General features: G+C 38.7%; 13 protein-coding genes. 6 read left to right on the top strand and 7 right to left on the bottom strand.

Annotated elements, in window-relative coordinates; all coding sequences use genetic code 11:
• Positions 1-91 precede the first annotated feature (91 nt).
• Entirely contained in the window at positions 92-622 is a 531-nt protein-coding gene (locus tag AC1M9D_RS10110) for a GspH/FimT family pseudopilin (protein WP_481612096.1), read from the bottom strand.
• A gap of 372 nt (positions 623-994) precedes the next feature.
• Here AC1M9D_RS10110 and omp38 point away from each other — a divergent pair, with 372 nt between their 5' ends.
• Complete coding sequence (gene omp38 / locus AC1M9D_RS10105; RefSeq protein ID WP_481612095.1) at positions 995-2,047, top strand: outer membrane protein Omp38; 1,053 nt, start codon at positions 995-997, stop codon at positions 2,045-2,047.
• 336 nt (positions 2,048-2,383) lie between these two features.
• On the top strand, positions 2,384-2,614 hold the full coding sequence (locus AC1M9D_RS10100; protein ID WP_481612108.1) for an OmpA family protein: 231 nt from the start codon (positions 2,384-2,386) through the stop codon (positions 2,612-2,614).
• A 49-nt stretch (positions 2,615-2,663) separates the two neighbouring features.
• Here the strand turns inward: AC1M9D_RS10100 and AC1M9D_RS10095 are convergent, their stop codons facing one another.
• The 3 genes from AC1M9D_RS10095 to AC1M9D_RS10085 form a co-directional block, all read right to left on the bottom strand.
• Complete coding sequence (locus AC1M9D_RS10095; RefSeq protein WP_481612094.1) at positions 2,664-4,118, bottom strand: amino acid permease; 1,455 nt, start codon at positions 4,116-4,118, stop codon at positions 2,664-2,666.
• Between the two features lie 10 nt (positions 4,119-4,128).
• Complete coding sequence (locus AC1M9D_RS10090; protein ID WP_481612093.1) at positions 4,129-5,154, bottom strand: methyltransferase; 1,026 nt, start codon at positions 5,152-5,154, stop codon at positions 4,129-4,131.
• Positions 5,155-5,215: 61 nt separating this feature from the next.
• A complete protein-coding gene (locus AC1M9D_RS10085; RefSeq protein WP_035270592.1) occupies positions 5,216-6,580 on the bottom strand; it encodes a uracil-xanthine permease family protein in 1,365 nt (454 codons plus the stop codon).
• Between the two features lie 177 nt (positions 6,581-6,757).
• On the opposite strand from AC1M9D_RS10085, the gene typA reads away from it, so the two are divergent.
• Together typA and mscL are read left to right on the top strand one after the other, a co-directional pair.
• Positions 6,758-8,590 (top strand): translational GTPase TypA, encoded by a 1,833-nt coding sequence (typA, locus tag AC1M9D_RS10080; RefSeq protein WP_035270590.1) that lies wholly within the window; start codon positions 6,758-6,760, stop codon positions 8,588-8,590.
• Between the two features lie 233 nt (positions 8,591-8,823).
• On the top strand, positions 8,824-9,258 hold the full coding sequence (gene mscL, locus AC1M9D_RS10075) for a large conductance mechanosensitive channel protein MscL (RefSeq protein ID WP_035270698.1): 435 nt from the start codon (positions 8,824-8,826) through the stop codon (positions 9,256-9,258).
• Between the two features lie 170 nt (positions 9,259-9,428).
• Here mscL and AC1M9D_RS10070 read toward each other — a convergent pair whose 3' ends face one another.
• Together AC1M9D_RS10070 and mutM are read right to left on the bottom strand one after the other, a co-directional pair.
• The gene (locus tag AC1M9D_RS10070; protein WP_180028291.1) at positions 9,429-9,713 is read right to left on the bottom strand and encodes a peptidylprolyl isomerase; all 285 of its coding nucleotides are present in this window, start codon (positions 9,711-9,713) and stop codon (positions 9,429-9,431) included.
• A complete protein-coding gene (gene mutM, locus AC1M9D_RS10065; protein WP_481610141.1) occupies positions 9,710-10,564 on the bottom strand; it encodes a bifunctional DNA-formamidopyrimidine glycosylase/DNA-(apurinic or apyrimidinic site) lyase in 855 nt (284 codons plus the stop codon). Before mutM ends, AC1M9D_RS10070 begins: the two co-directional genes overlap by 4 nt.
• A 247-nt stretch (positions 10,565-10,811) precedes the next feature.
• Here mutM and AC1M9D_RS10060 point away from each other — a divergent pair, with 247 nt between their 5' ends.
• Together AC1M9D_RS10060 and AC1M9D_RS10055 are read left to right on the top strand one after the other, a co-directional pair.
• Entirely contained in the window at positions 10,812-11,930 is a 1,119-nt protein-coding gene (locus tag AC1M9D_RS10060; RefSeq protein WP_481612092.1) for an NADH:flavin oxidoreductase/NADH oxidase, read from the top strand.
• Between the two features lie 97 nt (positions 11,931-12,027).
• Positions 12,028-12,951, top strand: a complete 924-nt coding sequence (locus AC1M9D_RS10055; RefSeq protein ID WP_481612091.1) for an AEC family transporter — start codon at positions 12,028-12,030, stop codon at positions 12,949-12,951.
• A gap of 108 nt (positions 12,952-13,059) precedes the next feature.
• Here AC1M9D_RS10055 and AC1M9D_RS10050 read toward each other — a convergent pair whose 3' ends face one another.
• The gene (locus AC1M9D_RS10050) at positions 13,060-13,860 is read right to left on the bottom strand and encodes a tetratricopeptide repeat protein (protein ID WP_092767509.1); all 801 of its coding nucleotides are present in this window, start codon (positions 13,858-13,860) and stop codon (positions 13,060-13,062) included.
• Positions 13,861-14,380 lie beyond the last annotated feature (520 nt).

Genomic DNA, 14,380 nt, shown 5'->3' with positions numbered 1-14,380 from the left:
AATTTATTTAGCTTTGTTTTACAGCTTGAGTATATGTAATATCAGGCCAATTAATATTGGCTATAGTGTGTAAAATGTGACTGATAAGTTGTCATTCACATGTCTTAGTTTCTTCAAGACGAGTCTGTCCCATCATTGAAAGTCTAACGATTAGATTTGATTTATTTGAATGTGCACAGTATTTAAAATGTCCCATTGATCCACGTGGTAAACCAGAGTCTGGTTGGAAGGTGATCGTATTCTTGCTGGTAACACCATCTTTCCAACTGAAATCACCATATTGGTAATCTGTCGAGGTTGCTTGAATAAGCTTTTCGTGAGGATCGAATTCTTGATTGTGATTCTGATCTAGAAAGATGATAAACCCTTTATGCCATTGACTGTTCGTACACGATTTTAAATCTTGAGAAGCACAGATAATCACAGGGCTTCGGTAACTTACAGCATTGGCTTTAGCTTGGCTGATGGCCTGCCGTACCGTGCTAAGAATTTGCGCCCTTTCTTGATTTTCACGAAATTCATGATAATGAGGGAGTGCTATCATCACAAGAATACTAATAATGACGATCGTGAAAATGAGTTCTAAAAGGGTAAAAGCAAGAGATTTACAATAGGAATACATTTTAAAGCTTCTAGTATTTGTTAATTATTTGAATTTATAGATAATCTTGGTGAAGTTATATTATAAGCTGAAGTGCTAAAAAATGATTACTCTCACCTTTGAATGCTGTTAATATACCAAAAATGAAAAGATAAGTTATTCATGCTGATAAATTGAGTAAAAAATTACCGAATTACAACGGAAATTGTAAGTAATTTTGTCAATAATTTACTTGATTAAAGTAATCAAACACTTGGAATTCACTTTAAGTGTTTGTATGATTCAACATGAGTAGCTTAAAAAAAATACTGGGGTATAAAAAAGCCTATCTCAGGAAGCCATAATTATTTTAGGCTGAGCTTGAAAAACAATTGTTATCTCTGGAGGATATCCATGAAATTGAGTCGTATCGCACTTGCTATGCTTGTTGCTGCTCCATTCGCTGCTGCTAATGCTGGTGTAACTGTTACTCCACTATTAGTGGGTTACACATTCCAAGACACTCAACATAATAACGGTGCTGCTGATCATTTATCTGACAGTAATATCGAATTACAAGACGATTTATTCGTTGGTGCTGCGTTAGGTATTGAGCTTACTCCATGGTTAGGTTTTGAAGCTGAATATAACCAAGTAAAAGGTGATATCGAAGGCACAATTACTGGTACTGATGTTGGCGAATACAAGCAAACTCAAATCAATGGTAACTTCTATGTTACTTCTGATTTAATCACTAAGAACTATGACAGCAAAATTAAGCCATACGTTCTTTTAGGTGCTGGTCACTACAAATATGAATACGATGGTGTAAATCTTAAAGATGATGAAGGTACTTTAGGTAATGCGGGTGTGGGTGCTTTCTGGCGCTTGAACGATGCTCTATCTGTTCGTACAGAAGCTCGTGCAACTTATAACATCGACGAAGATTTCTGGAACTACACAGCACTTGCTGGTCTTAACGTAGTTTTAGGCGGTCACTTGAAGCCAGCTGCTGAAGTAGTAGAAGTTGCTCCAGTTCAACCAGCTCCAGCTCCAGTTCAACCAGCTCCACAAGAGTTGACTGAAGATCTTAACATGGAACTTCGCGTATTCTTCGATACGAGCAAGTCTAACATCAAAGATCAGTACAAGCCTGAAATTGCTAAAGTAGCTGAAAAATTAAACGAATATCCAAATGCAACTGCTCGTATTGAAGGTCACACTGATAATACTGGTCCGCGTGCGTTGAACGAACGTTTATCTTTAGCTCGTGCTAACTCTGTGAAATCTGCTCTTGTAAGCGAATACAACATTGACGCTTCTCGTTTAGCGACTCAAGGTTTCGCTTGGGATCAACCAATTGCTGACAACGCAACTAAAGAAGGTCGTGCGATGAACCGTCGTGTATTCGCTACGATTTCTGGTAGCCGTACAGTAGTTGCTCAACCTGAAGCAGCAGCTCAATAATCTTTACTAGATTATAAAAGACAGCTCTTCGGAGCTGTTTTTTTTACCCATTTTTTATAAATGTGATATATTTCACAAAATATAATCAACAACACAATGAGAATAAAGATGAAATATAGTTTAATAGCAAGCCTATGCATTACTTTAACTTTGACAGCTTGTGCAACGACAAAGATACAATCAACTAATAGTGTACAAGACTTGGATCAAAAGATACTAATTGAATTAAAACAAGGTCTACCGCTGTATTTTAATCACAATTCCCGTCAAATAGATGTCCGATATGAACCTTATTTAACAGCAGCTTCAAAAATTCTGGCGTAGAATAAAAGTTTTATAATTCAAGTAGATGGGCATACAGATAATCGAGGGTCTATAGCAGCGAATCAAAAAGTATCACTTGAGCGAGCAAATGCTGTCCGTAATGAATTGGTGATGCAATATAATGTTGATCCTAAACAAATTTCGACTCAAGGTTATGGCCCAAATCAGCCAATCGCTGATAACACGACAGAAGAGGGTCGAGCATTGAATCGTCGAGTGAATTTAACCTTAAAAATACAATAAGATCAGAATCTAATAATAAAAAAACAGCTCAATTTGAGCTGTTTTTTTATTAGTCTTGTTCGACTTGAATCGGTTTCACATCCATATCTTGATATTCAATCAACTTGGTTTTGTACTTAAACTTATAAACTAACCATATTGCTAAGAATAAGAAGATCCCAATATAAGTAGAGATAACGGCAATCCATTCACCATCTAGTACGGCTTGATAATTTTGACCTAACACCACGATTGCACACAAAACAAAAGCGAACCATGGTGCAAAAGGGAAGAACTTTGCACGATATGCTAGATCTTCTAACTTATACCCTTGAGCCAAATAGCCTTTTCTAAATCGGTAATGAGAGATTGCAATCCCAAGCCATACGATAAAGCCACACATACCAGACATATTTAGAAGCCAATTAAATACTTCCTCTTCACCAATAAATGTCGTCAAGAAGCATAGTGCTGCAATTACTGTCGTAGCATAAAGTGCATTCATTGGAACACCGCGACCATCAAGTTTAGAGAACACTTTAGGTGCACTGCCATTTTTTGCCATATCAAACAGCATTCGCGTGGAAGAGTACATTCCTGAATTTCCGGCAGAAAGGATAGCCGTAAGAATGACCGCATTCATGACACTTGCAGCGAAAGCGAAGCCTGCTTGTTCATAGAGTAGTGTAAAAGGTGATAATGCAATATTTTCATCTGATGCGGCTTGCATTAGACGAGGATCATCATATGCAATCAATGTACCGATAATAAAAATACAAACGATATAGAATAAGAGAATACGCCAGAAGATCTGTTTAATCGCAATAGGAATGGTTTTCTTCGGATCTTTCGACTCACCAGCGGCAACACCAACCATTTCAGTACCTTGAAATGAGAATCCTGCGATCATCGCAACACCAATTAATGCCGAAAAACCACCTACAAATGGCGCTTCTCCCTTTGACCAATTTGCGAAAGTTGCAACATTGGGTGTCATCATGATTTTGGCAATCATGAAAATACCAATGATGATGAATGCAATTATGGCAAGAACTTTAATGAGTGAGAAAAAGAACTCTGACTCACCAAAACCTTTGACTGTTAAGGCATTAATACCAAAAACGATAGCAAGGAAAATAGCACTCCAATAGAAACCTGGGATATCAGGAAACCAAAATTTCATGATGAATTGAACTGCAACAAGTTCAAATGCGACGGTTATCGCCCAGTTGTACCAATAGTTCCAGCCTAGTGCGAATCCAAATCCACCTTCGACATATTTGGTGCCATAGGTGAAGAAAGCACCTGATGTTGGATTGTGTGTTGCGAGTTCGCCTAAGCTGGTCATGAGGAAGTAAATCATTACGCCAATTAAACAATAGGCAAGTAATGCACCACCAGGGCCAGCATTGGCAATTGTTGCACCCGAAGCTAGGAATAGTCCTGTACCGATAGAACCACCAATGGCGATCATATTAAGATGGCGTGCTCCAAGCTTTCGCTTAAGTTGACCGGTTTCGCTCATCGAAAGTTCCTTATGATTTCTTTTGAGTACTTGCAAATAGTACTTTAAAGCCATGTTGATCAGTCAAAGTTTCACATTGACCAAAATTTTGCTCAATGAGAGTTGGATAGTTTAAAAAACGATTTGCCACGATCCAAAGTTCACCACCAGACTTTAGATGGCGACGTGATGTCTTACAAAGATTCTCACTCGCATTGTAATCAGTGTATATACCCTGATGGAAAGGAGGGTTACTGACGATGGCATGTAAAAATAGTGGCGCATCTTCAATGCCAGTCACAGCTTTGATTTCGAGCTGTTCTGGTGACAAATTATTTTTTTCAAATGTTAGGCGGGTGGAGGCGAGCGCAAAAGCATCCACATCAAGCGCAAAAATACGATTTTTGGGATTCAATTTGGCTAAATATGCACTGATAATGCCAGCACCACAACCGAAGTCAGCGATTTTACCTGAACTCACTCGATTGAGGTAGGGGAGAAATACAGCTGTACCAATATCAAGTTTATTTTGACTAAATACACCAGGTAAAGCATAAATCTGTAATTCGCCATTCGGTGTTTGAATTGTATATTGTTGAGCCCAATTTTCTAAAGCTCGAGGCGTAGGAGTCTGATCGATAATTAATTGCCACATTTGACAATGACGAGCGCTATCTAGTTTGACACATTTGCCAAATGGAACGAGTTGTTTTGCTGCTCGTTCAACGCCACCTTTCTTTTCACCCACAAGAAAAATTGATCCACCAAGACCGAGTTTTAATACCACACTGTGTAGTAAGTAATTCAAAAGCTCTTTGGCTTTAGGCACAAAAACAATGACTTGATCATATTCTGCTTCAGGGATATCCGTCCCAAAATGAACAGGAATATTTTGATTTTGGAAAAATAGAAAGTCATTATAATTCCATGTCCATACTGAAGCCTGAATGTTTTTATCGAGCTGAGTAGTTAAGTCATCAGTTGGTGCATTGACTAATAATATTCGACCTTTCAGAAAGTTATGTTGACGAATAACAACTTCACTTTGAGGAACCATATATTTCTCCACAGAATAAAAGAGCCCAGACAATGCTGGGCAGTCTTTGATTCAATCTAAATTATTTCTTTGCTTCAGGTAGAACGAAGTTCAAGATCAAGGCTGCAATGCCGCCAGTTGCTACACCAGAGCTAAATATATTACGAATGAGTTCAGGCATATGTTCAAGAATCTGTGGAACTTGAGCAACACCTAAACCAAGAGCAAGTGAAATTGCAATAATAAGCAATGCACGGCGGTCAAGCTGAATACCAGAAAGGATATTAATCCCTGATGCTGCAACAGCCCCAAACATCACCATGACAGCGCCCCCCAGTACAGCTTGAGGAACAGCTTGGATGATGGCAGCCACTGCAGGTAGTAAACCCAAAATAACTAATAGCGCGGCGATCCATATACCCACGTGGCGACTAGCGACACCAGTTAATTGGATTACTCCGTTGTTTTGAGCAAAAACAGAACTCGGGAAAGTATTAAATAAGCCTGCGAGTAAGGAGTTTGCACCGTTGACGAGTACACCACCTTTAATGCGCTCCATCCATTTCGGACCATCAACAGGTTGATTAGATAACTTAGAAGTCGCGGTGATATCACCAATCGCTTCTAATGAAGTAACCAGATAAATAAATGCCATTGGTATAAATAAACTCCAAGAGAAGTCTAAGCCAAAGTGCATTGGTGTAGGGATTTGAACCAAAGGTGCATTTTCTAAGCCAGAAAAATCTAAATGGCCCATGAAGCCTGCTAGCGCATAACCTACGATCAGTGCAATTAATATCGCACTACTCTTAACCCATGTAACATTTAAGCGGTTTAAGAGAATGATTAATGCCAAAACAGTACAAGACATAATGAGATTGTCTGTATTGGCAAAAGTGTTATTCCCCATCGCTTGGTAACCACCACCCATTGAGATTAAACCTTCTTTAATCAAGGTTAAGCCAATGAGAAGTACAACAATACCAGTCACAAGTGGAGTAATGAGTTTTTTCACCCATGGTAATATGCGTGAAACTCCCATTTCAATGAATGAGCCTGCAATCACGACACCAAAAATTGAACCCATAACAGTTTCAACTGGAGTTCCCGCGGCAACCATTGCTGAGCCAATCCCAATAATAGGACCGATAAAGTTAAAACTTGTACCTTGAACAATTAGTAAGCCTGCACCGAAAGGACCAACCTTTTTACTTTGTAAGAATGTCGCAATACCTGAAATCACCAATGACATGGAGAGGATCATGTTTGTATCTTCTTTAGAAACACCTAAAGCCAAACAGATCAATAGACCAGGAGTAACAATCGGAACAATAATGGCAAGTAAATGCTGAATGGCAGCGAGAAAAGCGATGAACGGTTTTGGTTTATCGTCTAAACCATAAACAAGATCGAGTTTCGGTTCTTGAGATTGGTCGGGAGCAGACATGGTCTATACCATCTAGATTAAGCGAAAGTGCCGACATTCTAATCGAGTTACATGCGTTTACAAAACCGAAACATAACCATTCGTCAAAAAAAATGAAATTGTAAAGAAACAGTCACTATAAAAGTTTAGGATTTTTCTGTATAATTTGCCCTCAAATTTAAAGCGTATCGAATTTACATGTCAGATATTAAAACTCTCCGTAATATTGCCATCATCGCACACGTCGACCATGGTAAAACGACTCTTGTCGACAAACTTTTACAACAATCAGGTGCTTTGGGTGAACGCGCGGGTGAGATCGAGCGTGTCATGGATTCAGGCGCTATTGAAAGTGAACGTGGTATTACCATTCTTGCAAAAAATACTGCAATCAAATGGTTAGATAAACGTACTGATACTGAATACCGTATCAACATCGTGGATACCCCGGGACACGCCGACTTCGGTGGTGAAGTTGAACGTGTAATGTCGATGGTTGACTGTGTACTTCTTTTGGTAGACTCACAAGAAGGTCCAATGCCACAAACTCGTTTCGTAACGCAAAAAGCGTTCGCACGTGGTTTAAAACCAATCGTAATTATCAACAAAGTTGACAAGCCTAATGCGCGTCCTGACTGGGTAATCGATCAAGTATTCGATTTATTTGATAACCTTGGTGGTACTGACGAACAGTTAGACTTCCCTGTGGTTTATGCTTCTGGTCTTCGTGGTGTAGCAGGTCCTTCACCAGAAGAATTGGCTGAAGACATGACTCCGTTGTTCCAAACAATCGTAGACATCGTTGAGCCGCCAGCAGTGGATGTTGATGGTCCATTCCAAATGCAAGTGTCTTCACTTGACTATAACAGCTTCGTTGGTGTTATTGGTGTTGGTCGTATCCAACGTGGTTCAGTGAAATTGAACACACCTGTAACGGTAATCGACAAAGATGGTAAAACACGTAACGGTCGTATCTTAAAAATCATGGGTTACCATGGTTTAGAGCGTATCGACGTTGAATCTGCTTCTGCAGGTGACATCGTATGTGTAACAGGTATGGACGAACTTCATATCTCTGACACGATTTGTGATCCTAAACATGTTGAAGCATTGCCACCGCTTTCTGTAGATGAGCCTACAGTATCGATGACATTCCAAGTTAACAACTCACCATTCGCCGGTAAAGAAGGTAAGTTTGTGACCTCACGTAACATCCGTGAACGTCTTGATCGCGAATTAATTCACAACGTAGCACTTCGTGTAGAAGATACTGACAGTCCTGACCGTTTTAAAGTGTCGGGCCGTGGTGAACTTCACCTTTCGGTATTGATCGAAAACATGCGTCGTGAAGGCTTCGAGATGGGTGTATCTCGTCCGCAAGTAATCTTGAAAGAGATTGACGGCGAAATGCAAGAGCCATACGAAAACGTAACATTTGACGTAGAAGAACAGCATCAAGGTGCTGTAATGGAACAAATGGGTAACCGTAAAGGTGAAATGACCAATATGGAAGTCGACGGTAAAGGTCGTATTCGTATTGAAGCAACTGTACCTTCACGTGGCTTGATTGGTTTCCGTTCAGAATTCATGACCATGACTTCAGGTACTGGTATCATGACCTCAAGTTTCTCGCACTATGGACCAATGAAACAAGGTTCTGTTGCAAAACGTCAAAACGGTGTGTTGATTTCTATGGTTCAAGGTACATGCTTGGGCTATGCATTGTTCAGTTTACAAGACCGTGGTCGTCTATTCGCTAAACCTCAGTTAGAAGTTTACGAAGGTATGATTATTGGTATTAACTCTCGTTCTGACGATATGGTTGTAAACCCAACTAAAGCGAAACAATTAACAAACGTTCGTGCATCAGGTACTGATGATGCATTAACACTTGTTCCTGCGATTGAATATACGTTAGAACAAGCACTTGAATTTATTCAAGATGATGAGCTTGTTGAAGTTACACCTAAATCAATTCGTATTCGTAAGCGTTGGTTGACTGAAAACGAACGTAAACGTAATAAATCTTAATTGATTTAAATAAAAAAACCGCTCAAAAGAGCGGTTTTTTTATATCTTGACTACATCATTTAAGATATGAAATAAAAGTTGTTGAATTGTTGTAGTTGATTTGGACAAGATCTTGTTTATTTAAACAGAGATACTTATGATTTTGGTGGAAAACCAACGAGTTTAGACGGAAATATCATTAAGAATAATGTATATTATGTCACATTAATGCATAGAAAAATTTTGGAGAAAAAATGAGCATTATTAAAGAGTTTAAAGAATTTGCCGTGAAAGGCAATGTAATGGATCTGGCGGTCGGTGTGATCATTGGTGGGGCGTTTGGTAAAATCATCGATTCAATGGTTAAAGATGTCATCATGCCAATTATCAGTTGGATCTTAGGCGGTGATGTTGATTATTCAAACTGGTTTGTTGTATTAGGCGATAATCCAAATAACCTTACAACGCTTGCTGCCGCTCAAGAAGCGGGTTTAAATGTTTTGGCTTACGGTAATTTCTTGACGATTCTCATCAACTTTATCCTGCTTGCATGGGTGGTATTCTGGTTAGTGAAATTGATGAATAAAATGCGTCGTAAGCAAGAGGAGGAAGCTCCAGCACCTGAAGCTACTCCAGAAGATATCGAATTACTTCGTGAAATTCGTGACGAATTAAAACGTAAAGGTTAATGCTTTTACAACGAAAACGGCGCTAAATGCGCCGTTTTTTATATCTCATCATTTTTTAAATCGCCCGAAATCCCCCTTTGTCAAAGGGAGGCTGGGAGGGATTGATTCTTAGCTCTTTCTTGCGAAGCGATGCTTCTCATCTCCTAAAAGGAGAGGGAAATCCAGGAAGTTTAAAAATCCATACGAAATTTAATTTCGAGTAAATGCCAGCCGAATTGACTCTTAATTGGTCCATGTAATTCACGTTCAGCCAAACTAAAAACTGCCTTATCGATAGGACCAACCAATTGTCCTTTCTTAACCTCACCTAATTCCCCTCCTTTTTTTCCTGAGGGACAAGTTGAGTGTTGCTTAGCAATTTTAGCAAAATCAGCACCGTCTTTAAGCTTTTGTTTAAGTTGGATACACAGGTCTTTATCTTTGACTAAAATATGCCGAACAATTGCTGATTTCATTTGGATTTTACCTTTGATACAGGATTCTTTGAGGCTTGAGGTCGCTTAAGCGGTTGACACTCAGGGCAAAAAACAGAAGCACGTTGCCCGAGCTTAATATTTTCTAAAGTTGTTTCACAGTTGATGCACATTTCACCAGCGCGCCCATAAGCCAATAGCGTTTGTTGAAAGTAGCCATTTTCGCCCATGGCATTGGTGTAATCACGTAAAGTAGATCCGCCTAAATCAATTGCTTGTTTAAGGATTCGTTTGATTTCAATGACAAATTTTTCAATTTGTGACCGTGTAAGACTAGAGGCGGGTTGTGCAGGATGAATGCCCAAATTAAACAGACTTTCAGTTGCGTAAATATTTCCAACACCCACAACAATGTGGTTATCCATAATTGCAACTTTGACTGCAACACTCTTATTTTTAAATTTCTGCTCTAGATAGTCAGCATTGAAAGATTCACTTAAAGGTTCAGGTCCAAGCGTATCTAAAAGTTTGGATTGAGCATGATCATCCAGCCATAAAATGCAACCAAAACGACGAGGATCGTGGTAGCGTAATTGGATATCATCGAATTGAATGATAAAATGATCATGCTTTCTCAACGCATCACGTGAATCACTCAAACGAAAGCTTCCAGACATTCCCAAGTGCCATAACATGGTCACATTTTCAAATTGTGCCAAAATATATTTGGATCGACGTGTTAGCCCTATCAGTCGTTGACCGACCAATTGATTTACATCATTTGGTATAGGCCATCTCAGACTTGAATTATTGACTTGAACAGAAAGTACTTTTTGATTCAGCAAAGGGAGCAAGCTGGTTTTCGTGGTTTCAACTTCAGGTAATTCAGGCATGGAAACTCTGTTAAATGGGCGAGTAGAAAAATATTGGGTTAAATGAGGATATTGCAAGCAGCATCGAGTGAACTACAAGATATTACGCTTGAGCAGAATATGATACACAATCCATCTAGTGCCTTCATGGTTAAGTTTTAAAATGTTTTTTAAAGCATTCAATGATGAAATGAACTTAGATGATTTATCACGTAAATGCGTTGTACACTGCTACAAATAAATCAATTTAAAATCAGGGAGATTCAGTGTGGCAAAATTATTTGAGCCAATTCAATTCGGAAATTTATCACTCAAAAATAGAATTATTATTGCTCCCATGTGTCAGTATTCTGCGAATGAAGCAGGGGAGCATAGTTTTTGGCATGAGCAACAATGGGCGAGTTATGCATTGTCGGGTGCTGGATTATATATTATTGAAGCAACTGCGGTACAAGCTGTAGGTCGTATCAGCTTTGCAGATTTAGGGTTATGGAATGATTTACAACGTGCACAATTAAAAGCATTGATTGATAAGGTAAAATCGATTGCTCCAACGCCAATCGCCATTCAGTTAGCGCACGCGGGACGTAAAGCTTCAACTGATAAACCATGGTTGGGACGTGGTCAATTCTCATCGAATCATGAACATGGCTGGCAAACGGTATCTGCAAGTGATTTACCATTTAATCCAGATGATCAGGCTCCTCATGAATTAAGTATCGAGGAAATCAAAAAAATTATCGATGACTTTGCAACTGCAGCAGTCAGATCTGTAGATGCAGGTTTTGATCTCATCGAAGTCCACGCGGCTCATGGTTATCTATTACATCAATTTATGTCCCCTTTATCTAATCGAAGAACAGATGAATATGGTGGAAGTTTTGAGAATCGCATTCGTCTAACTTTAGAGGTTTTTCAGGCGATCAAAAATGCTGTTCCAGACAACTATCCAATCGGTGTTCGTTTGTCTGCAACAGACTGGATGGAGCAAGAAAAGGGATGGAATATTGATGACTCAATTGGGTTATCAAAGGCATTAGAAAAACTTGGTGCAGTTTATATCCATGCATCATCTGGTGGATTACATGTCGATCAAAATATTCAGATTGGTCCTAATTACCAAGTTCCATTTGCGGAAGCAATCAAGAAACACGTAGACATTCCAGTGATTGCTGTTGGGCTGATCACTGAACCTCAACAGGCGGAAGATATCTTACAACAAGCCAAAGCTGATGCAATCGGGCTCGCACGGGCAATACTATTCAATCCTAGATGGTCATGGCATGCTGCTGCTCAATTAAAAGCAGAGGTCGAAATTAGTCCGCAATATTTACGATGCCAACCGCATGATGTGAAATCATTATTTAAGCCATATGCTGATAGATAAAATAGGCATAAAGGTATACTTAAAAAGTCATCTTGGGTAATGACGGCTGTTGTATGATAATTTGACTAACTCATACAATAGCTAGGGATGCTAAGTCATGGTTTTATCGGTCATTATTCCGATTTTTTTACTGCTTTTTTCGGGATATGCTTCGGTTAAACTGAATTTACTTAGCAAAGAGCAAGTCTCCATTGTCGGTACATTCGTCATTCGAGTCGCTTTACCTGCTCTATTTTTACAAGCGCTTTCATCAAAAGATCTTGATGCGATATGGCAACCTGAACTTTTTTACAGTTATATTGTGGTGACCGCCTTTGTATTTGCAATCGCTTTAGGGATTTTGGTAAAGCATTTTAAAAACAATTTAAGTGATGCTGCCATCCTCTCGATTGGAGCGTCAATGTCTAATACTGGACTACTTGGTACGGCCATTTTAAGTCTATTGATTGGTCATATTGCGCTTGCTTTTACTTCTTTAATTGTAATTATCGAAAGTGTTTTTCTTGTTCCAGCAGCTTTATTTATTGCGGGATTGCAAGCTCAAAATCAGCAAGCACTACTCAATACATTAAAAAATAACTTTATAAACCTATGTAAAAATCCATTGTTTATTGGTGTGTTAATCGGAATTTTGTGCGCGGTTTTTCAGATTAAACTGCCGCATTATATAGATCAAGTTTTCTTAATGATTGGTCAGACGGCATCTCCTTTGGCGTTATTTGTGATTGGCGGGAGCGTCGCAGGTTTAACCTTAAAATATGTCAACCAGCAGAGTCTTTATATTGTTCTATCATCCAACTTTATTTTTCCAATACTCATGTATTTGACTCTACGATTTATTGCTCAAGCACCGATGGATATCGTGTATGTAGGGACATTGATTGCAGCTTTACCTACACCTGCATTATTTGGAATGTTGGGACAAGAGTATGGGCTCAATGATCGTGCAATTACACCTTTATTGATGAGTACAGTGATTGGATTTATTGTGACTGCTGGATTAATTATTTTATGGTGGTAATTGAATAAAACTTAGAATTTAATCATAAATCTCCTTTTCATATAAGAAAACCCTATCTTGCGATAGGGTTTTTGTATTTGAGCATCGGTTTAAAATTTAAATTAATGCTTAAGATTTAGCTTTCGTATTTGCTGCAGGTTTTTTTGCATTCTCAGCTATCAGTTTGTTCACGATCGCTAGATTTTCTTTGGCTTGAGGAATATTTTCATCTGCTAAAGCACTAAATATTTTTTTTGCCTCAGGTAGGTTTTGCGGAACGATATTTCCGTTTACGAACATGTTACCAATGGCCATAAGCGCAGGGATGTATCCTTTTTTACCTAAATCTTGAATGCTCGCTAAACCTTTTTTCACAGGCGCTTCAGTTTTGGTTTTGAAGCCTAATGAAATATCGTATAAAGCACGAGCATGAATGGCTGGATAACTTCCTTTCTTAATTAAAGGATCAAGTTTTTGCAAAGCGAGCTTATCAGATTGTTCTTTACCTTCAGAGAACAGTAGAACAGCAGATTCAACAATCGCATCTTCAAAACCTTGAGCTGCAGCTTTATCTAAGTATTCACGAGATTTTTTTTCATTTTTGGTCAGACCCAAGCCGCCAGTGGCATAGTTTTGCGCCAATACATAATTGGCTAAAGGATAGCCTGCAGTGCCAGCTTGTTCATAGAGTTGTACTGCTTTTTTGTTGTCTTGTTTGGTTCCTTGACCAGCTTGAGTGAGATATGCCAAGTTATAAGTCGCTTGAGGATTCCCTGCTTTTGATAAGCGTTCAAGCTCTTGGTAGGCCGCATTGTAATTCTTTGCTTGAATCAGTTCCTGTACTTTGCTGAATGCAGGATCGACTGGTGCGGCAGCGAAGCTAAATGAGGTGGCAACAGCGAGTAAAGCACCACATAATATTTTTTTCATAATTGTTTTATACCTATCTTAAAAAGCAACCCTATTTATTTGATGTAAATAGAGTTTTATACCATTTCATCATAGTCCGAATTATGTGAATGTAAATATAGAATATGTATACATCCTTCAAATTTATCTTCGCTTTGTGAATAAAGTGTGTGTATTGCAGTATAAGCATATAAACGACACTGGATTTATGTTGTTCAGCCTTGAATATATGGATTTAACCAAAATTTTAATCCACTAGTAGTTCTTCGATGGTTTTGCTTAAATACGCATTGTGCAATGAGGTGGTCAACGATGTTTATAAAAGGCATTAAACGTAATTACGATAAAGTTTTTCAAGATGATTCAATCCCAGATGAACAAAAGATAGATGCGCTCTTATTGAAACTTGGGGAGCAGTATTTGGTGAGTCAGGAGAATAGAGTGTATGTATTCCCTCTGTACACGACAAAAATAGATAACTCATTGAAATAATGTCACAATAATTGTTTTCTAACGACGAATACTATGACACATCTCAATG

This window comes from Acinetobacter sp. ANC_7682, from assembly GCF_056779795.1.
The sequence above is the reverse complement of the archived record's forward strand: the minus strand, read 5'-3'. Positions and strand labels throughout refer to the sequence as shown.